This window comes from Salegentibacter sp. BDJ18 (genome assembly GCF_017579965.1).
Lineage (GTDB): Bacteria > Bacteroidota > Bacteroidia > Flavobacteriales > Flavobacteriaceae > Salegentibacter.
This window is the reverse complement of the sequence record NZ_JAFLQX010000018.1, coordinates 109,603-131,700: the sequence shown is the minus strand read 5'-3', so window position 1 is coordinate 131,700 and position 22,098 is coordinate 109,603. Positions and strand designations below refer to the sequence as shown.

The 22,098-nt window shown below is 36.7% G+C and carries 14 protein-coding genes; 6 read left to right on the top strand and 8 right to left on the bottom strand.

Annotated features, from left to right (window positions below; translation table 11 throughout):
• The first annotated feature begins 10 nt into the window (after positions 1-10).
• Together J0871_RS10455 and J0871_RS10450 are read left to right on the top strand one after the other, a co-directional pair.
• The gene (locus J0871_RS10455; protein WP_208225173.1) at positions 11-1,876 is read left to right on the top strand and encodes a peptidase M61; all 1,866 of its coding nucleotides are present in this window, start codon (positions 11-13) and stop codon (positions 1,874-1,876) included.
• A 111-nt stretch (positions 1,877-1,987) separates the two neighbouring features.
• Entirely contained in the window at positions 1,988-3,991 is a 2,004-nt protein-coding gene (locus J0871_RS10450; RefSeq protein WP_093302375.1) for a monovalent cation:proton antiporter family protein, read from the top strand.
• On the opposite strand, the gene J0871_RS10445 is transcribed toward J0871_RS10450, so the two are convergent.
• Positions 3,988-6,234, bottom strand: a complete 2,247-nt coding sequence (locus tag J0871_RS10445) for a SulP family inorganic anion transporter (RefSeq protein WP_208225172.1) — start codon at positions 6,232-6,234, stop codon at positions 3,988-3,990. The genes J0871_RS10450 and J0871_RS10445 overlap by 4 nt on opposite strands.
• Before the next feature lie 198 nt (positions 6,235-6,432).
• Between J0871_RS10445 and J0871_RS10440 the strand changes: the two genes are divergently transcribed.
• Positions 6,433-8,103, top strand: a complete 1,671-nt coding sequence (locus J0871_RS10440) for an AarF/ABC1/UbiB kinase family protein (protein ID WP_075326591.1) — start codon at positions 6,433-6,435, stop codon at positions 8,101-8,103.
• A gap of 57 nt (positions 8,104-8,160) precedes the next feature.
• The gene (locus J0871_RS10435) at positions 8,161-9,645 is read left to right on the top strand and encodes a carboxypeptidase (protein WP_208225171.1); all 1,485 of its coding nucleotides are present in this window, start codon (positions 8,161-8,163) and stop codon (positions 9,643-9,645) included.
• 145 nt (positions 9,646-9,790) lie between these two features.
• On the opposite strand, the gene thrC is transcribed toward J0871_RS10435, so the two are convergent.
• The 5 genes from thrC to J0871_RS10410 form a co-directional block, all read right to left on the bottom strand.
• A complete protein-coding gene (gene thrC, locus J0871_RS10430; protein ID WP_208225170.1) occupies positions 9,791-11,086 on the bottom strand; it encodes a threonine synthase in 1,296 nt (431 codons plus the stop codon).
• Between the two features lie 95 nt (positions 11,087-11,181).
• A complete protein-coding gene (locus tag J0871_RS10425) occupies positions 11,182-12,105 on the bottom strand; it encodes a homoserine kinase (protein ID WP_208225169.1) in 924 nt (307 codons plus the stop codon).
• A gap of 3 nt (positions 12,106-12,108) precedes the next feature.
• Positions 12,109-14,556: a bifunctional aspartate kinase/homoserine dehydrogenase I gene (gene thrA / locus J0871_RS10420; protein WP_208225168.1), complete on the bottom strand. Its 2,448-nt coding sequence runs from the start codon at positions 14,554-14,556 to the stop codon at positions 12,109-12,111.
• 331 nt (positions 14,557-14,887) lie between these two features.
• A complete protein-coding gene (locus J0871_RS10415) occupies positions 14,888-16,351 on the bottom strand; it encodes a magnesium chelatase (protein WP_208225167.1) in 1,464 nt (487 codons plus the stop codon).
• Positions 16,352-16,542: 191 nt separating this feature from the next.
• Positions 16,543-17,673, bottom strand: coding sequence for a hypothetical protein (locus J0871_RS10410; RefSeq protein WP_208225166.1), 1,131 nt, complete (start codon positions 17,671-17,673; stop codon positions 16,543-16,545).
• Positions 17,674-17,863: 190 nt separating this feature from the next.
• Between J0871_RS10410 and J0871_RS10405 the strand changes: the two genes are divergently transcribed.
• Positions 17,864-18,679 carry a phosphatase PAP2 family protein gene (locus tag J0871_RS10405; protein ID WP_208225165.1) on the top strand — a complete coding sequence of 272 codons (816 nt, stop codon included), beginning with the start codon at positions 17,864-17,866 and terminating at the stop codon, positions 18,677-18,679.
• Between the two features lie 35 nt (positions 18,680-18,714).
• On the top strand, positions 18,715-19,824 hold the full coding sequence (locus J0871_RS10400) for an endonuclease/exonuclease/phosphatase family protein (protein ID WP_243870460.1): 1,110 nt from the start codon (positions 18,715-18,717) through the stop codon (positions 19,822-19,824).
• Here the strand turns inward: J0871_RS10400 and J0871_RS10395 are convergent.
• Together J0871_RS10395 and J0871_RS10390 are read right to left on the bottom strand one after the other, a co-directional pair.
• A complete protein-coding gene (locus tag J0871_RS10395; RefSeq protein WP_208225164.1) occupies positions 19,821-20,231 on the bottom strand; it encodes a response regulator in 411 nt (136 codons plus the stop codon). The genes J0871_RS10400 and J0871_RS10395 overlap by 4 nt on opposite strands.
• Positions 20,232-20,254: 23 nt before the next feature.
• A complete protein-coding gene (locus J0871_RS10390; RefSeq protein ID WP_208225163.1) occupies positions 20,255-22,009 on the bottom strand; it encodes a PAS domain S-box protein in 1,755 nt (584 codons plus the stop codon).
• Positions 22,010-22,098: the final 89 nt, after the last annotated feature.

The following is a 22,098-nucleotide window of genomic DNA, read 5'->3' as shown; positions in this document are numbered from 1 at the left end:
ACGTTTCTCAATGAAAAAAGCTATTTACACGCTGGCCTTTATTGGCGCCCTATATAGTTGTAAAACCACGCAAACCTCAAAAGAAAATCAACCCGTAATTGCAAGCATAGATCTTGTAAATGTTGAAGAAGACAAAGTTTCGGTGAGCGTAGATCCCGATAGGTTTACTACTGAAAATACTACTTTTTATATTCCTAAAACTGTTCCCGGCACCTACTCTACCGACAATTACGGAAAGTTTATCGAAAATTTTAAAGCCCTGGATTATGATGGAAATGAAATAAAATTTGAAAAAATTGACGATAATTCCTGGAATATTCCGAATGCAGCAAATTTAGACAAAGTAAGCTACCAGGTAAACGATACTTATGATATTGAAGACGAAGAGGGTGTATTTTCACCTTCAGGAACCAATATTGAAGCAGGGGAAAATTTTATGCTTAACCTCCACGGGTTTGTAGGTTATTTTGAAAATAAACAGGAGGAACCTTACCGGCTTCTAATTAAAAGACCACAAGGTTTAATTCCCGGTACAGCTTTAAGCAAAACGGTTGCAGCCTCAGAAGATATGGCATTTAAAGAAGATATTTATTCTCTGGGCCGATATTTTGAAGTTATAGACAACCCAATTATGTACGCTAAACCAGATACCACAAGTTTTATGGTAGAAGGTATGGAAGTGCTCATTAATGTATATTCTCCTAATAAAAAATATTCTTCAAAAAGTATAAAACCGGGAATTGAAGAGATGATTAGCGCACAAAAACGCTTTTTAGGAGAAGTAGATAACACCGGCAAGTATGCAATTCTGTTATATCTTTCAGATAGTGAAAAACAGGATGCCCGCGGTTTTGGTGCGTTAGAACATCACACTTCTACCGTAGTTGTGCTTCCAGAAGCTATGCAGCCTGAACAATTACAAAAAACAATGACCGATGTGGTTTCTCACGAATTTTTCCACATACTTACTCCGTTAAATGTTCATTCAAAAGAAGTTCATTATTTTGATTATAACGATCCTAAAATGTCTCAGCATTTATGGATGTATGAAGGCGTAACCGAATATTTCGCGAACCTTTTCCAAATAAACCAGGAGCTTATAGAGAAACAGGATTTTTACGATAGAATTTCAGATAAAATAAAATCGGCGCAACAGTTTGACGATACCATGCCATTTACCAAAATGAGCCAAAACATCCTGGAAGATCCTTATAAAGACAGTTATTACAACGTATATCAAAAAGGAGCCTTAATCGGGATGGCTTTAGATATTCGGTTAAGGGAATTAAGCGATGGCGAAATGGGAATTCTGGATCTTATGAAAGCCCTTAGCCAGAGATATGGAATGGATAAGCCTTTTGAAGATGAAGAATTATTTGATGATATTGTTGAACTTACTTATCCCGAAATTAGAACTTTCCTGGAAACCTATGTTAGCGGTACAACTCCAATTCCCTACAACGAATTTTTTGCCAAAGTAGGACTTGAAGAAAGTGAAACCGAAATTAATACCGGCTATTTTATTAAAGGGCAAACCCCTTATATAGATGGTGATCCTGCTAAAGGTGAATTGTTTTTTAGAGAAAATATTCAGTTCAACTCGTTTTTACAGGAACTTGGTGCAACAGGTGGCGATATAATCAAAACGGTAAACGGCGAAGAATATAATATTCAGAATGTTTATAATCTAATTATGAAAGCTGAATCCTGGGAAGAAGGTGAAGAAGTGAGTTTTGTAGTAATGCGAGACGGCGAAGAGGTAGAACTTACAGCTACTACTGCCCAACCCACTGATACCGATACTACAATAACCGAAAAAGATCTGCCCGAAAGCAGCAAAGAAGTAAAACTTAGAAATGCTTGGTTAAAAGGTTAATAGATTTTAATTTAAGTATTTTCAGCGGCGGGAATTCCCGCCGCTTTTTTATTTCCATAATCGGGTTTTATCTTTTAAATTGGAAGACCTAACCAACTTGAAGATTAATTTATGGAAATTCCTATTTTACAGGATATTGTTATTATCCTGGGACTCTCAATTTTGATAATTCTTTTATTCCAAAAGATAAAAGTGCCATCAATCCTGGGATTTCTTCTCGCTGGTATAATTGCAGGTCCACACGCCTTTAACCTTATAAGTTCTTCTCACGAGGTAGAATTACTATCAGAAATTGGTATTATTTTCCTGCTTTTTGTTATTGGAATTGAGCTCTCTATAAAAGAGCTTATTTCAATGAAAAATACAGTCTTAATTGGCGGCGGGCTTCAGGTAGGTGGCACAATTCTATTCACTACAATCGTTGCTTATTTTTTCGGTTTACCTTTAAATTCGGCAGTTTTTCTAGGGTTTTTGTTCTCTTTAAGTAGTACCGCAATAGTTTTAAAACTCATCCAGGAACGTGGGGAAATTACCGCACCGCACGGCCGGGTTGCGCTTGGAATTTTAATTTTCCAGGATATAATTGTAGTTCCCATGATGTTGCTCACCCCAATATTAGCAGGTGATGGCGGCGATCTCCTTACTACCCTCTTAATTCTTATTCTTAAAATTGTTGGTGTTGGCGTAGTTATTTATTTACTGGCGCGATATATTGTACCCCGAATTTTTAGTATGGTGGTTAAAACTAAAAGCAAAGAACTTTTTATATTAACAACTGTAGTTTTTTGTTTTGCTATTGCCTGGCTCACATCCTCTGTAGGCTTGTCCCTTGCTTTAGGTGCGTTTTTCGCAGGACTTATTATTTCTGAATCTGAATACAGCCACCAGGCTACAGTAAACGTTTTGCCATTTAGAGAGATTTTTATCAGTTTCTTTTTTATCTCGGTTGGTTCTCTCCTGAATTTAGAATTTTTTATCAATAATATTTTGATGATTCTTCTATTGGTTATTGGAGTTGTATTTTTAAAAATGCTGGTAGTTGGTGCTACGGTTTTATTGCTGAAATATCCGCCAAGAACAGTTTTATTAAGTTTATTCAGTTTATTTCAGGTAGGTGAATTCTCCTTATTGCTTTCTGGTGTTGGTTTAGATAATAATATTATACCAAATAGTGTTTATCAATATTTTTTAGCGATTTCAATAATTACTATGGGGCTTACCCCTTTTCTAATTGCGGCGGCGCCAAAGATTACTTATTCAATACTTAAGGCCAGGGTGCCTTCTTCCGTAAGGCATAGACTGGAAAGTTTAAATAAACTTAAGACTACTGAAGAAACCGATGAACCTAAGAAACTGGACGATCATTTAATTATTATTGGCTACGGAATTAATGGTGAAAATATTGCGAAAGCCGCCCGAAACGCTGAAATTCCTTATGTTATCTTAGATACCGATCCTGTAACTTTTAAAAAGGCGAAAAATAATAATGAACCTATTATTTTTGGAGATGCAACCAACTCCTTAATTCTAAAACATCTTCACGTCCAGGAAGCAAGGGTTATTGTTATTGCAATTTCTGACCCGGGAGCTACAAAAAAGATTATTAGTAACGTACGTTTATATTCTAAAACAGCTTTTATTATTGTAAGAACTCGTTATGTTAGGGAGATTGAAGAAAATATTAAACTGGGAGCCGATGAAGTAATTCCAGAAGAATTTGAGACTTCTATAGAAATCTTTAACCGGGTGCTTAAAAAATACCTGGTGCCTTATAACGAGATAATGGATTTTACTGCCAGTATTCGTTCGTCAGATTATGAGATGTTAACTTCAGTAAAAGGAAGGCCGCATAAACCTTCGTTACAGCATTTACATATTCCAAACCGGGAAATTGTAACCTTAAGTGTGCAGCAGAATAACAGGGATATTGTTGGAAAAAGTATTCAAACTTCCGGAATTGGTAAGAACTTTAGAGTTACTGTACTGGCCATAAAAAGAGATACTCAATACATTACTGAAATTCTCCCGGACACTAAAATTAAACAAGGAGACTTATTATATATTTTTGGAAATCCGTTAAATATTAACAGGCTAAACGAAGCGCTTTCATATTAGGAAACTGTTGCAGAATCATATAATTCAGAGAATTCAATTTTTCCGTTTTCCCGGTTAAAGAATGCAGTGGCGAGTCCTAATTTACCCTGTGATATTCGTTCCCTTAAATATGGATTTTCTTTTATAATACGCTTTTGTGATTCTTTTACACTCCAGCGTGTGATAAGATCGGCATAAGTATATAAATCTTTTTCTTCAAATTTAGCCGGGATTTGTTGCGCTTTTAATGCTTCAGCTATAAGGGAATCGGGATTTTGATATCCGTTTTTCATATATTCATTTAAAGCTTCCAGGTAAATTTTATTCGACGAATTTCCCATAAGAAGTATAAAACGTGAGCCCTGCTGTTTACAGGCAATTTCAATACTCTTAATAATATGACTATCTACAAGATTACCGGCGGCTCTAATGGGAATTAAATCTCCAATCCCGGTATTCATCATAACATTTAAAGGCTCCCTTAAATCTATGCAGTTTACTACAGTAGCAAGTGGCGGCGAATTGATAAAATCCATTAATTCTTTATTCCGAAGTCGTCTGGAAACCAATTTTCCATCTACGTATCTTGAATTTCCCTCCTTTAAATAATCCAGGATTTCCTGCGGTGTAGATCTTTCTTTAGATTCTTCAATATCCTCCCGAACAAAATCTAATTCTTTCCCTGCAGAATATTTATCTTTAAGGCCAATAATACTTACGTTAATATTATTTTCTTCTGCAAAAGTGGTTTTAAAATCTTCAAAGATCTCCAGTATATCGTGATCTATATAACTGGAAAAAGTAGCATCAATAATCACGTTAGAATTCTGCGGCACATTCCATAAACTGTTTTTAATTGAAGCTTTATTAAAAAATGAAACTTCGTTAGAAAGCTCTAATCTTATGGTTTCTCCTTTAAATATTTTAGTATTTTCAATAAAAAATGCGTTGTGATAATTACTGCGCAGTAAAAAGAAAATACTCACCAGGGACCCAATAAAAATCCCGATTAATAAATCGGTTAAAATAATAGCCACAACGGTCACAACAAAAGGAATAAATTGGTTCCATCCCTTTTTATACATCGTGCTAATTACATCCCAGGAGGCCAGTTTATAACCCACTACCAATAAAATTACCGCAAGGCTGGAGAGCGGAATAAGGTTTAAAATGGAACTTAAAAACAAAACGCTTAAAAGCAGGAAAATTCCGTGTAAAATTGTGGAAAGCTTGGTTTCGGCCCCGGCATTAATATTTACCGAGCTTCGCACAATTACTGATGTTAACGGAATACCTCCTACTAAACCGGCTATGGTATTTCCAATTCCCTGGGCTACCAATTCCCGGTTTGGAGGCGTTTTCCGCTTATGCGGGTCAATTTCATCTGCAGCTTCAATAGCCAATAAACTGGCTATAGAGGCGATAAGTGTAATTGTAATTGCCACGCCCCAAACTTCAGGATTAGTGATAGAATTGAAATCTGGGAAGGTTACAAGTTCGCTTACACGATCTATTTTTGGAATATTCACCAGATATTTTTCACTTAAATGAAGTACGGGAGCTATATACTTGAAAAGTAAATTTAAAAACACGCCAAGAATAACCACAATTAAGGAAGGCGGCAAAAGTTTAAAATTCTTAAGCGGACTTTTCTCCCAGAAAATAATGATTGCTAGTGAAATTATAGACAAAACTACTGCGCCGGGGTGCAGAGAGTAAAAAAAGTTTTTAAACATAGCAATAGCCTGTTCCAGAAGGTTATCCCGTGCTCCAAAATTTGCTCCTGAATCTTGTATGAATCCAACGGCATAAGGAAGCTGAGCGATGATTAAAATAATTCCAATCGCTGCAAGTAGGCCTTTAATAATATTTGAAGGCATATAATCGGCTATAAGTCCGGCTTTAAGAATTCCCAGGATAAACTGAAAAATTCCACCAAGCACCACCGCCATTAAGAACACATCAAAACTCCCAAGAGAAGCTATAGAAGCTAAAACCACCGCAGTTAAACTGGCAGCAGGACCACTAACACTTACCGATGAATGGCTTACGCTTCCTATTACAATTCCACCAATAATTCCCGATATTAATCCGGAAACCAAAGGGGCACCGCTTGCAAGTGCTATTCCAAGGCACAAAGGAAGGGCTACAAGAAACACTACAATACTGGAAGGAATATCTTTATCCATTCGGGAGAATAAGGGTTTGCTTAAAGCAGCCTGATCTACCTTTTCCCTGAAATTAAAATTGCCATTTTTTCCCATTAATTTTAAGTATGAAAAAAGATTAAAATTAAATGCTGAAAATAGGAAATTTAGTGGTTAACCAACTAATTTCTGTAAAACATTCAAAAGGTTTCTTAAATAACACCAAAAAAACGGACTGCTTTTCGGTACATATTGGTGTTATAATTTTAAATAGATATCTTTAAAAAACTAAATAACATAACAACCAATAATCTTATGTCTGTACTTCCCGACGATCTTTTGCGTTACCAGAAATTTATAGGCTTTATGCTAAAATACTGGAACAGCGATCTATTTGCCAATACCGCGTCGCAGGCAATGGATGAAAAATCAGATTCAGATAATTCACAGAATTCATACGATCAAAGCCCAGATGAACTGGTAGAAGATCTAAAAAATATGGGGCCTACCTATATTAAAATGGGCCAGCTGCTTTCTACCCGTCCAGACCTTCTTCCAGATGCTTATTTAAAGGCTTTAGCCACTTTACAGGATGATGTTCCTCCTATTCCTTACGAAGAAGTTCATCGCATTGTAGAAGAAGAAATAGGCACCAGGATTTCTAAAGCTTTTGATAGTTTTGATGAAGAACCTTTGGCCAGTGCTTCCATAGGACAGGTACATAGGGCTACTTTAAGATCGGGAAAACCGGTTGCGGTAAAAATTCAGAGACCGGGAATTAAAAAACAATTCCTTTCAGATTTAGATACCTTAAAAGAACTGGCAGAGCTGGCTGTAAAACACAGTACAACCGCCCAAAAATATGCCTTTGATGATGTTTTAACCGAACTTAGGCGCATTCTACTCCAGGAGTTAGATTACCATCGTGAAGCACAGAATTTAATTACCCTTGGTGACAATTTAAAGGATTTTAAATATTTAATTGTACCGCAACCTATTCAGGACTATTCTGCGGCTAAAGTCCTTACCATGGAATATATTGAAGGCAGAAAGATCACTTCAATATCTCCACTTAAACAAATTGAAGTAGATTATTCGCCCCTTGTAGATGAACTGGTTAAAGCCTATTTGCAACAAGTAATTAATGATGGGTTTGTTCACGCCGATCCACACCCCGGGAATATTCAATTTACAAAAGATGATAAAATTGCCCTGATAGATCTTGGGATGGTTGCCAAGTTTAGCCCGGGAATTAAACAATATATTTTAGAACTTTTATTAGCTATTAGTAATAATAATGGAGAAGAAACAGCTCGTGTTCTATTAAGCATGAGTGAGGTTACAGAAGATGCCAACCTTAAATTCTTCAAAAAGACCATTTCTGATATTATTATGGATAGCGAGCATAGTACGGCTAAAGATATGCAAACCGGCCGGCTTCTTATTCAATTAAACCGGCTTGCAGCCGAAAGCGGAATTCACCTCCCTGTAGAAGTGAATATTCTTGGAAAGATTCTTCTAAATATGGATCAGATAATCGCGGTCTTAGATCCAGAATTTGATCTTAGAGATGCCATTAAAAGACATTCAACCAAGATAATGCGAGATAAGATGTATGAAGAATTAAAGCCTGAAAACTTTTTCTCTTCGGTGTTAGCTTCAAAGAAATTTCTGGAATACTTACCCGATCGTTTAAATACAATTTCAAAGAATTTATCTGAAAATGAATTCAAAATTAAGATTGATGCCATAGATGAACAACGGGTTACAGATGGTTTTCAAAAAGTAGCCAATCGTATTACTCTAGGCCTAATTATAGCAGCAATGATTATTGGTGCTTCAATGCTTATGCAGGTTCCTTCAGATTTTACAATTTTTGGTTACCCGGGGCTTGCAATGATTTTCTTCTTACTCGCAGCAGTTGGAGGTATTATTCTTAGTTATATCATTATTTTTAGGGACGAAAATCTCAATAATAAAGATTAGCCTGTTTGGGGAATTGTGTATTTCAGTGTATTTTTCGGTTCTAAAAATTAGAACCACATGAAAAACATCTTTACCCCTCTTTTTTTACTTGTTTTTATAACTACGGCCTGGAGCCAGAAAGTTGAAATTCCGGTAGATACTACGGTCACCACTAATCATTCGGTGACTATTAATTCAAAAAATATAGATTATACGGCCACTACGGGCATGCAGCCACTTTGGAATAATGATGGTGAACCAATTGCCAGTTTATTTTATACTTATTATAAAAGAAGCGATGTAAAAAATACCGAAAACAGGCCCCTGGTTATTTCGTTTAATGGTGGGCCGGGATCGGCTTCCGTTTGGATGCACGTTGCCTATACAGGCCCGCGAGTGTTAAAAATTGATGATGAAGGATATCCAATTCAGCCTTACGGAATTAAGGAAAATCCACATTCAATTTTAGATGTTGCAGATATTGTTTACGTGAACCCGGTGAACACTGGCTACTCCCGCCCTATCCCAGATGAAGATGGAAAAGTTAACAGAGAAAAATTTTTTGGCGTACAAGCCGATATTAAATATTTAGCCGAATGGCTGAATACTTTTGTAAGCAGAAACGAACGCTGGTTATCGCCAAAATATCTTATTGGTGAAAGCTATGGAACTACCCGTGTTTCAGGTTTAGCTCTAGAATTGCAAAACAGCCAGTGGATGTACCTTAACGGAGTAATTTTAGTGTCTCCAACCGAAATTGGCATAGATCGCGATGGCCCGGTGGGCATAGCTAACAGGCTACCATATTTTGCAGCCACCGCCTGGTATCATGATGCTTTACCCGCAGAACTTCAGAATAAAGAATTGGAAGATTTGCTGGAAGAAGTAGAAAATTATACTATAAATGAATTAACGCCAGTTCTTGTAAAAGGCGGTTTTACTGAAACTGCAAAAAAAGAGGAAGCAGCCGAGAAAATGGCTTATTATTCAGGGATTTCTAAAGAGGTAATTCTTCAGAATAATCTTGATGTAGATTATCGTTTTTTCTGGAAAGAATTAAAGCGAAAAGATGGTGTTACCGTTGGTAGACTGGATTCCAGATATCTTGGAATAGACGCCAAAGAAGCCGGAGATTCCCCCGATTATAATGCTGAGCTTACTTCCTGGTTACACTCGTTTACTCCCGCCATAAATCATTACCTGCGGCAGGATCTTAATTTTGAAACAGATTTGAAATATTATATGTTTGGCCCCGTTCATCCCTGGGATCGCAGTGGTGATAATAGCGGTGAAAATTTGAGGCAGGCAATGGCGCAAAATCCTAATTTAGATGTAATGATTCAATCGGGTTACTTTGATGGCGCTACTACCTATTTTAATGCAAAATACACGATGTGGCAATTAGACCCAAGCGGTAAAATGAAAGACCGTCTTAGTTTTAAAGGCTACGAAAGCGGGCATATGATGTATCTGCGAGCAGAGGATCTTAAAAATGCCAATGAAGATATTCGGGAGTTTATAGAAAACAGTCTTCCAAAAGAAGGCGCTCCTGCTAAGTATTAATTGCAATAAATAGTTTGGGAAGAATTGTTCATCTAACGTCACCCTGAACTCGTTTCAGGGTCTAATATCTACTTCAACTTAGATTCTGAAATAAATTCAGAATGACGAAATTCAGATAATCCTTCCCAAACATTTTCTTTCTTAACTATTGCATCAAATAAGCTTTCAATTCATCATAATCTGAGATATTGAAAGCTTTTTTCTCTTTATTCATCGCTTCTTTAATGGAAGCCGGAATTTCCACTTTTTCTCCAATCACTTCCTCTACAGTTTCCAGGAATTTTACCGGATGGGCGGTTTCTAAAAATGTACCGTAATAATCTGGATTTTCAACTAAAAATTCCTGAAGCCCGAGATAACCAACTGCTCCGTGAGGATCCATTACATAATTATACCTGTCCTTTACTTCTTTAATGGCCTTCCTGGTTTCTTCATCAGAATAACTAAAAGAAAAGAGTTGTTTTGATAGCGGTTCAAATTCATTATTGAACAATTCCAGGATTCTTACAAAATTACTGGGATTTCCAACATCCATCGCGTTAGAGATAGTCTGTACGCTCGGTTTCGGAGTGTATTCTTTAGATTTCAAATAACGTGTCACTACATTATTTTCGTTATTAGAAGCTATAAAATGGTCTATGGGAAGCCCCATTTTTTTAGCTAACATTCCCGCACAAATATTTCCAAAATTTCCACTGGGCACTGAAAAAACCACTTTTTGTTGTTTTTCACTTAATTGATTATATGCAAAAAAGTAATAAAACATTTGTGGTAACCAGCGTGCTACATTTATGGAATTGGCTGAAGTTAGTTGGCGTTTTTCACTTATTTCAGAATCAGAAAAAGCCTTTTTAACCATATCCTGGCAATCGTCAAAATTTCCATTTACTTCTAATGCAGTGATATTCTGGCCAAGGGTGGTAAGTTGTTTTTCCTGGATTTCACTCACTTTCCCTTTAGGGTATAGAATTACTACATCTATTCCTTCAACACCTAAAAATCCATTAGCCACCGCGCCCCCGGTATCTCCCGACGTAGCTACTAAAACTGTAATTTTCCCAAGATTTCCTTTCTTTACAAAATGCCCCAGGCAACCCGCCATAAAGCCTGCACCCACATCTTTAAATGCCAGCGTTGGCCCATGAAATAATTCAAGCGTTCCTGTGTTTTCTGAAATTGGAACTACCGGAAATTCAAAGTTTAAAGTTTTCTTTAGAATTTCCTGAAGACCGTTTTTATCAATTTCTTCACCTACAAAAGGTTTTATGGCTTCAAAAGCAATTTCCTCTTTGGATAGTTCTCCTAAATTCTGAAAAAAATCTTTAGATAGATTAGGGATTCTTTCAGGAAAATAGAGTGCTTTTCCCGGTGCAAGTCCGCGAACAACTGCATCTTCAAAGGAAACTTTATGATTTTTATCGTTTAAACTAATGTATTTCATCTGTATAAATTTTATCCCCATTTAAGTTTTGGCAAGAGCTAATTATAATGCTCCTATTAGTGCTAATTTCAGGGTCCAGCATCATGCTGGTTTCATTATGATAGTATTTTTATGCCTTCGGGATTAATTTTAGATAAATGCAGATCGAAATCTATATTTTTATCCTGATAAAATTCCTGGAATTCGGCTTTTACTTTTTCGGCTACCGTATCACCTTTGCACATAGCAAAAACTGAAGGTCCCGAACCCGAAATTCCAAAACCAAGGGCTCCATTTGCTGCAGCCAAATTTTTAAGTTCATCGAAATACGGAATTAAAATAGATCGCACCGGTTCTATAATTTCATCCTTTAAACTTCGGCCTAAAAGTTCATAATCCTGGGTGTAAAGCGCACTTACAAGTGCTGCTAAATTCCCCCATTGGCTAATTGCTTTTTTTAGTTCTACATTTTGCCTAATTACCGACCTTGAATCTCGGGTTTTTAACTCGATTAATGGATGCAATATCAACATTCTTAATTCTGGCAAACCAGGTAGGCTAATTATCTCCAGAGGTTCGTAGCTTTTCACCAGGGTAAAACCGCCCAAGAGTGCCGGGGCTACATTATCGGCGTGAGCATTTCCACTTGCAAGACGTTCCCCTTCCATCGCAAATTTTATTAATTGATTTGCTGAAAAAGGTTCACCCAGCAATTTATTAATTCCGAAAACGGCGCCTGCAGCGCTAGCTGCACTACTTCCAATTCCACTCCCGGCTTTAATATTTTTCTTTATTTCAATATCAAAACCCTGTTTTTCATTTAATTCGGCAAGCATAGCATTTGCCGCAACCCCGGCCACGTTTTCTTCAACCTCTAAAGGTAAATCCTGGCCGGTGATTTTAGTGATTCTAAGTTTTTGTTCTGAATTTTTCGAAATAATCATCTCGTCACCAACTCCGTCTAGACAACAGCCTAACACGTCAAATCCGCAAGAAAGGTTAGCCACCGTTGCCGGTGCAAATAGTTTTATTTTATCCATCACCTATTTCTTTCCTATTCTTATTACATCGGCAAATATTCCCGAAGCGGTAACCTCGGCTCCTGCACCGGCTCCTTTTACAATTAAAGGTTGTTCTGGATAACGTTCTGTGAAGAATAACACAATGTTATCGCTCCCGCTCAAATTATAAAATGGATGCTGAGAATCTACCGATTGTAGTCCTACCACAGCTTTTCCATCTTCAAGTTGCGCCACGTATTTTAATTGTTCTCCTTTTTCTTCTGCCGATCTATAGATTTCCTGGAATTTTGGTTCATCTTTTTTCAGCAACTCGAAAAAATCTTCATTATTAGTGGTTGCCAAACTTTCTTTAGATAAGAAATCTTCACTTTCAATATCTTCAAGCTCCATTTCGTAACCACTTTCCCGGGCAAGGATCAAAATTTTACGTGCAACGTCTACACCACTTAAATCAATTTTAGGATCTGGTTCTGTATAACCTTCTTTCATTGCCATTTCTACAGTTTTATAGAAAGGATCTTTAGCTTTATAGGTATTGAATACAAAGTTTAGACTACCAGAAAGTACGGCCTGGATTTTAGTAACCCTATCTCCCGAAGCAACCAGGTTTTTTAGCGTATCTATAATAGGCAAACCGGCTCCCACGTTGGTTTCGTATAAAAATGAAGCACCATATTCCCGGGCCAGGTTTTGTAATTCCTGGTAGTTTTCAAAACTATCTGCACAGGCAATCTTATTACAGGTTACCACCGAAACCGAATTTGCTAAATATTCTTTATACCAGGCTGAAATATCGGGACTTGCCGTATTATCTACAAAAATGCTGTTTCGTAAATTAAATTCGTCCACTTTTTTAAAGAATTCAGCCTTATCTGCTTTTTCTCCTTTTTCAAGAGCTTTTTCCCAATTTTCAAGATCAATCCCATTTTCATCAAAAAGCATTTTTCGGGAATTAGATAAGCCGTGAACCCTAACCTTTAACCGAAGTTTTTCCAATAAGAATTTTTCCTGCTTCTTCAATTGGTTTAGGAGTTTACTCCCCACATTTCCAACCCCGGTGATAAACAAGTTGAGCTCTTTAGAAGGCACTTCAAAGAATTGTTCGTGTAAGGTATTAAGCGCTTTTTTTACATCCTTTTTAGAAATAACCGCAGAAATATTCCTTTCAGAAGATCCCTGGGCAATTGCCCGAATATTAATGTTATTGTTACCAAGGGCACTAAACATTTTTCCACTTAATCCGTGGTGACTCTTCATCCTATCCCCTACAAGTGCTACAATAGCAACATTATCTTCAATTTCTACCGGTTTTATTTTTTTATACTGAATTTCAACCTCAAAAGCTTCATCTAAAGCTTCTTTAGCGAGTTGAGCTTCATCATCTTTTACGGCGATACAGATACTGTGTTCAGAAGAGGCTTGCGTAATTAAAACCACATTGATGTTTTCCTGAAAAAGCACCTCAAAAAATCTTTTGGAAAAGCCTGGAATACCCACCATTCCGCTGCCTTCAATATTTAGAAGTTTTATAGAATCTATATGCGTTATCCCGGTAACCCAACGAAAATTCTTATCGGAAGATTTGGAAATGAGGGTTCCAGTTTCTTCTGGTTTAAAAGTGTTTTTTATTAAGATATTTATTTGTTTATCCAGTAAAGGTTGAAGCGTTGGCGGATAAAGGACTTTAGCCCCAAAATGTGATAATTCCATCGCTTCCTGGTAAGAAATATCCTTTAGCGGATATGCGTGTGGCACAATTTGCGGATTGGCGGTGTACATTCCGTTCACATCGGTATAAATAAGCACTTCTTTTACATCTAAAGCAGCACCGTAAAGCGCCGCAGTAAAATCTGAGCCACCACGGCCAAGAGTGCTGGGAACGCCCTGTTCGTTGCGGGAAACAAAACCGGGTGCGATATATAACGAAGCATCTTTTGTTTCAAAATAGTTTTCAATATTCGCATTGGTTTGTGCATAATTTACCTGAACTTTTTCATTGGTATTTTTACAAACAATTAGCTCACGAGAATCTATATATTGAGAGTTTACGCCAAGATTTTTGAAATATTCAGCAATAATTAAAGAAGATAAAACTTCCCCAAAACCAGCAACTACATGGCGGGTTTTATTAGAAAGTTCGTTGAGCAAATAAACACCTTCATACAAAGTTTCCAGGCGATTAAGTTCGGTTTTTACTTTGCTTAAAATACTGCTTTGAGCGTTTACCGGAATCAACTCACGAACGGCTTCAAGATGTCTTTTTTCATTTTTTATAAGAATCTCTTTGTATGCAAGATCTTCACGGGAAGCAAGATCTGCCATTTCCAGCAAATCGTTGGTAACTCCGCCAAAAGCGGAAAAAACTACCAGGGTTTTATCTTCTTTTAAATGTTTTTGAACAGTTTTAGCTACGAGTTTTATTCGTTCTGGAGAGGCCAAAGAGGTACCTCCGAATTTTAGGACTTTCATAAGTCAAATTAGTTAAATTAGAATGATTGTGTTTTAAAAAAACAGGCGTGTACGGAAGTGCTATGTAGAATTATACCCCAAAAGGGGTAATACGAATAATCGTCATGCCAGAAATGCCCACGTTAAAAACGCTTCTTGAAGTGCCGAAATTTATGCTTTCTGTAATCTTCATTTTTGACCTTATTCTGGTGATAAAAGTATATATTTTTAAGTGTAATAAAAACAAAAATGACAATTTACCGGCAGAATTATGAATTTCATTTTATTCAATAAAAAAAATACCCGATTAATAATTTAACCGGGTATTTTTTCGTTTTATTTTAATAATTACTTAAAGATCACTTATATAACTTCCGTAGAGATCTTTAAACTGAACACCGGTGGCAAAACGATGCTTGCTTAGTTTCTTGTATTCTACCAAAGCCCAAAGCAAAAATTCTTTTAAAAAGTAAGAATCTTTCTCTGAAAATTCAGGTTGATACTTTTTAATCAGTTCATTTAAAGGTGCTACAGAATCCAGTTTTTCTTTGTATTCTGCATCTGAAAGATCATCGGGTAACTCAAAACCGCTTTGTTCAAAAAACCATTCTACTAAATCGTCGTAAGGGGTGGTTTCATCAGGCTTTTGTAACTTTTCTATCTTAGGAAAATACTGCGGAAATAAAGTTTTTACTGAATCTCCAATTAGCTGAAGGGCAACACTGGCAGCTCCTTCTTCTTCCCCTTCATAAACCAGTTCTACTTTTCCTGTAATGGAAGGAACTACACCCAGAAAGTCTCCAAACCTCAACAAGGTTTTATCGTCTCCAGATTTCAATGAACGTCTTTCTGCTGTACTTAGTAGATTTTCATAAGCCGTGATACTAAGTCTGGCACTAATTCCGCTTTTTTCATCTATAAATTCACTTTCACGAGCTTCAAAACTAATTTGCTCCAAAAGATCTTTAGCGAGTTCTGGTACATGAACCAATTCGCTTTGTCTTTTATCCAGTTTTGCTTCCTGTGCGGTAATTGTTTTAGCAATCTTAATACTATCTGGATAATGCGTTAATATTTGGGAGCCAATTCTATCTTTTAAAGGAGTTACAATACTACCACGGTTGGTATAATCTTCGGGGTTAGCGGTAAATACAAACTGAAGATCTAACGGTAATCTTAATTTAAAGCCGCGAATTTGAATATCACCTTCCTGAAGAATGTTAAACAAAGCTACCTGGATTCGCGCCTGCAAATCCGGTAACTCGTTGATTACAAAAATACTACGATTGGCCCTCGGAATCATCCCGAAGTGGATTACACGATCATCGGCATAGCTTAATTTTAAATTTGCAGCTTTAATTGGGTCTACATCTCCAATAAGATCGGCTACAGTTACATCTGGTGTAGCGAGTTTTTCAAAAAATCGTTCCTCTCTATGTACCCAGCTAATTGGGGTTTCATCTCCTTTTTCTTTTACTAACTCTGTAGCATAACGGGAAATTGGATTTAAAGGATCGTCGTTAATTTCTGAACCCTGAATCACCGGCATGTATTCATCCAGTAAATTCACCATTAAACGTGCGAGACGGGTTTTCGCCTGGCCTCTTAACCCAAGTAGGTTAATATTATGACGGGACAAAATTGCGCGTTCCATTTCAGGAATTACACTGTCTTCATAACCGTGAATGCCTGGAAAAGTAGGTTCATTTTTCTTTATTTTTTCAATTAAATTTTCCCTGAGTTCCTCCTTAATACCGCGACTTTTATATCCAGATTTTTTAAGTTCTCCCAGTGTATTTATATTTTCTATTTTCATATTTATTTTTTATTTCTGATTTAAAATTCGGAATGCTTTTTCTAACTATTTACGTCCAGCTGTCCCGAAGCCTCGGGATTGTTTCAGCTTCTAATACATTATGATTTCTAACATCTTAGATCCTGAAACAAGTTCAGGATGATGGTTTATTAAAATTCTATTGCTAAACCAAAACGGGGAGTTTGACTTCTTTAATTCCCCCTAATTCTCTTTTTCCTATTGGTTTCATAATCTTCAAAAATCATTTCTCCAAGGCCTTTTAAGCCTGTGTAAAAAGCTTTCCCCTGGTTAGCATAGGTAAACTCCCTTACAAACTGCATTAGATAAGGATCTTGCGCTATCATAAATGTAGTTATAGGAATATGTAATTTCCTTGCCTGGCGGGCCATTGTATAACATTTGCCTAAAATATAAGGATCAAGACCCATACTGTTTTTATAATAAGAGCCGTCGCGTTCTCGTAGGCAACTCGGCTTTCCATCGGTTATCATAAAGATTTGACGGTTTGTGCTCCTTTTTCTTCTAAGAATATCCATAGCCAATTTTAAACCCGCCACGGTATTGGTATGGTATGGTCCTACTTTAAGATAAGGAAGATCGGCAATAGAAACCGGCCAGGCATCATCTCCAAAAACAATAATATCCAAACTGTCTTTTGGATATCTTGTTGTAATCAATTCGGCCAAAGCCATCGCTACTTTTTTCGCAGGAGTAATACGATCTTCACCATATAAAATCATACTATGACTAAGATCTATCATAAGTACAGTACTCATCCTGGATTTATAATGGGTTTCCTCCACCACTAAATCCTCTTCAGTCATATTAAAATTCCCGATACCGTGATTAATTTGGGCATTTCTTAAACTTTCGGTTACCGAAATCTTATCGGGCGAATCTCCAAATTGAAAATTCCTGAAATCACCCGTATGTTCGTCTCCCCTACCTACGTGATTGGTTCTATGACTTCCTGAGGCACTTTTCTTCAGTTTTCCGAAGATCTGGTCTAAAGCCTGTTTTCTAATAGCTCGTTCGGTTTTGGCTGTAATCCCCATGCCTCCACCCTCGTCTTCCGTTTCCTCTTTTATGTAACCTTTCTTTTTAAGGTCTTCTACAAAATCATTCAGGGTGTAATCTTCTGTGGTTAATTTGTATTCGTCGTCTAACTGTTTCAGCCAATCCAGGGCTTCATCTAAATCTCCTGAAGTATGAGTAATTAATTCTTTAAAAACTTCAAAAAGCCTGTCAAACGGTGACTTTTCAAGCTCCTCAAACTTATTAAAAACAAATCCGCTTCCCTGTCTATAATCTTTCTTCTTCATATTCTAAAATTACGGTATTTTATATAGAATTGGAAAATCTTTAGCTGCAACAGGAATTAAACTTATGTTAATCTAAAAATTGCTTATATTATATTTAGAAGGCTAATATTGTTATTCTTTTCTTAAAAACTTCAGTGTTTACAATGTAGTTAAGAGATTTGAATATAATTAAAACCACAATAAGAGATTAATGAAAAATTTGCTTTTACTCAGTTTTTGTTTTGTTCTTAGCTATACTAGTTTTTCCCAGGGTTCCCCCTATAAAACCCATGCCTGGACAGATGGCGCCTATATTGCCGGTACCGTTGGATTAAATGTATTAGGATTCACTTTTATCCAGAATAAAGATGCACTTACTGAAGCTGAAGTTGCAGATTTAGATAAAAATAATATTTGGGGAATAGATCGTTGGGCAGCAGGAAATTATTCTGAAGAAGCTGATGCTTTAAGCTATATACCCTTTTATGCAGCCCTGGCCGCTCCACTTGCTTTACTGCCCGGTGAAGCAGAGCGAAATAATTTTGGACAAATAAGTGTTTTATTTGTAGAAACTATGGCTACTACGGGTGTCTTTTATACTATGACTGCCGGTTTAATAGATAAAAGCCGACCTCTTGTTTATAATGAAAATCTTCCGATGGACGAACGTGCCGAGGGTGGTGCACAACGCTCCTTTATTGCAGGGCACACTGCAGTTGCTGCTGCCGGTAGTTTTTTTGCCGCCAAAATTTTTAATGATTTTCACCCTGATTCTAAGGCCGTTCCTTTTGTATGGGGTGGAGCCACAGGAGTTTCGGTTTTAATGGGATATTTAAGAACAAAAGCCGGAAAACATTTTCTTACAGATAATATTGCAGGTGCCGTAGTAGGTGCCGTTAGTGGAATATTAATTCCTGAATTGCATAAAAAAGGTAAAGAAAATATTGATCTTTATCCTACCGCTAATTTTAATATTAACGGTACGGGAATTAACACTAAAGGCCTTGCGCTTTCTTATAAGTTCTAAGTAAAACTATTGTTTAATTTTCGAGGCAAGCCTCGATGCATTTAAAACTCGGTTATCGAGCAAGCTCTATGGAGGTTTCAGAAATTATAATGCTAGTATTGTGCGGAATATTTCTAATTCCAAGCCTGGCGTCTGCCACACGATTTGACCAATGGTGGATTCGTGCTTTCGATTTCCCTCGTATTCAAATTTCAATTCTAATTAGCACGGTTATAATTATCTCTATTATTATTTTTGATTTTTCTGAAACTATTCATTTTATAGCTATTGCTTTAATTATTCTAAGTCTTATTTATCAACTTCATAAGATTTTTCCATACACCTGGTTCGCAAAAAAAGAAGTAATGAAATTTGAGGACGGTGACCCCAGCGATAATATTTCTATTCTGGTAAGTAATGTACTCACTCCCAACACCCAGTATCACAAACTCCTTGAAATTGTACACAGGCGGCAACCCGATATTCTTCTTACGCTGGAATCTGATAAAAAGTGGGAAGAAGCACTTAAAGAAATAGAAGAAGAGTATAAATACACCGTAAAAGTGCCTATGGATAACCTCTACGGAATGCATCTTTATTCTAAACTAAAATTAGAAGAAACCGAAGTTAGATATTTAGTAAAAAATGATATCCCCTCTATACACGGGTTTGTACGTCTAGACGATAATACCAAAGTTAGAATTCACTGTATGCACCCAAGACCTCCAAGCCCGTCTGAAGCTGATACTTCTACCAACCGTGATGCCGAATTATTGATGTTGGGAAGGGATGTTAGAGAACAGGATGATAGCGTTTTGGTTTTTGGAGATTTAAATGATGTTGCCTGGTCCCGCACCACAAGATTATTTCAGCAAATGAGCGGGTTATTAGATCCCAGGATAGGCAGAGGCTTTTTTAATACTTTTCACGCCGGTTATCGCTTTTTTAGATGGCCGCTAGATCACGTTTTTCATAGCAACGATTTTACTTTAATAGAAATTGCGCGAGAAAAACCTATGGGATCAGATCATTTTCCTATGTATATTAATTTAAATTTTGAACGCCCAGCCGAAGAAGAACAGGAAAAACCTGAACCTGATGAAGAGGAAAAAGAATGGGCCCAGGAGAAAATTGATGATGCAGAACCCAGGGAAAACGGTGTTTAAGCCGTTTCGAAAAAATGACTTATTTCTGAAATTTCTTTAATTTTCTCACAATCTGCAGCAGAGATTGGTTTTTCTATAAAAGAACGTACTGTGCTATAATTATTAGCTTTTTCTTTGTCTTTTGCATCTATAGAAGAAGTTACCATAATAACGTGATACCTGGATTTTTGCGGATGAGCTTCTAAACGCTTTAAAAAATCCCAACCATTCATATTAGGCATATTAATGTCTAAAAGAATAAGAAAATCCTTTTTCTTGGCGTGATTTTGATCTTCTAGAATATAGTTTAAAGCATCTGCCGCCTGACTAAAGCTTATAGGGTTTTGGGCGATCTCGTGGTTGCTTATCATTTTCTTCTGAATAAATACCACAATTTGATCGTCATCTACGATAAGTACTTCAAGCATTATAAGAAATTTAGGGCTAGAGCTTAGAATTCTTCTTCAGTCTTAATGGTGATCTTTCTAATCACTTTATCAAGCTCTTCAGACGAATTTAAGATATTATCTATAATTTCCTCAATATTATCAAGGTTATTTCTCTGATTTTTCAGTAATTCTATTAACCCCATAATTCTGGCTAATGGCGCCCGCACTACGTGAGATTGTGTCCATGCTATTTCGCGAAGCCTTTCATTACTGCGTTCTATAGCGTTAATGTATTTTCTTCTTTCGGTAATATCTTGCATAGAACCAATTATACGCGAGGGTTTCCCGGTAGCATCGGTTATTACATAACTACGATCAAGAATATATTTGTATTCTCCATTTGCACATTTAAAACGGTATTCTATTCCAAGGATCTTTTGCCCACGCTCGTATATTCCTTTGGCAGCTTCAATAACACGTGGTTTATCTTCAGGATGAATTCTATCCTGCCACCATTCTTTTGAGGTTTCTAATTCTTCTTGGGAATAACCAAAGATATCGTATATGGCATTGCTGTACTGAAATTCATTTTTTTCAACATCAAAATCGGTGATAAGGTCACTGGTGGCTTTAGCAACGATATCGTACCGCTCCAGGCTTTCCCTTAACTGCTGCTCCTGTACCTTAGCTTTGGTAATATCCCTGGAGTTTGCAATTAATCCTTTTACAGCAGGATCATCTCTTAAATCACTAATTATGGTTTCAAACCAACGCCACTCTCCCTTCCCATCTTTATATCTATAGGAAGGTAACTGATAGGATTTTCTGCTGCCTAAATACTGGATTTTGCCTTCGATTTTCTCACGGTCTTCCCTATGTATAAAGTCAAATACATTTCTACCTTCAATTTTTTCGGGATCTACTCCTAAAATATTCTTTACGCTGGGGCTTACATAGGCATAATGAAAATTTTGATCTATAATACTTATAAGATCGCTACCATCCTGAACCAGGGCTTTAAAACGCTCCTGGCTGTGCCTTAATTTTTCTTCGGCTTTTAACTTTTCGGTTATATTATGCGCCTGGGTAACCCTGGCTTCGCGCCCACCAAATAGAATAGGATTGCTCTGCACATCTATATAAAGCAGGTTTTTACTTTTTGTATAATGCTTGACTTTTAAAGTAAAAAAATCGTGAAAATTTTCTTCTACAGTTTCTTCAATTCTCGCTTGATCATCTGCCCATAAATCTCTTACAGACATCTGCATAAATTCTTCGCGGGTATATTCGTATAAATTTATAGCAGCCTGGTTTACACTTAAAAACTCTAGAGTATTCCTATCTAAAACCCACATTGGCAGCGGACTTGAATCGAAGAGAGTACGATATTTTTCTTCAGATTCATAAAGTTGATGCTGTACTTTCCTCCGTTCCATGCTGTAATGGATACTTTTAGATAAAATGGAAGCATTTATTTCGTCTTTCAGCAAATAATCTGAAACTCCCCAGGAAAGTGTTTTTACACCATAATCTTTATTGGTATAACCGGTAAGCACAACTACAGGCGTTCCGTTAGAAAATGCAAGGATATCTTTTACAAGTAATTCTGTATTATTAATATCTGGAAGCGATAAATCGAGTAAAACAGTATCAAAATCTGAGGTTTTCTGAAGAATCGTTTTAGCAATTTTAAAGTTCTCGGCACGCTGAATTTCCAGGGCATGGTGTTCTTCAGACAGGTAATCTTCAATAAGCATAAAATCACCTGGGTTATCTTCAATAACCAAGATTTTTAATTCCCCGGAATTTTTCGTCATTTAAAATAATTTTAAACCTCAGTAATTTAATAGCCAACTTCTGAAAAAATTTTCAGCTTATAAATTGAAAAGACAAGATAACCCGGACT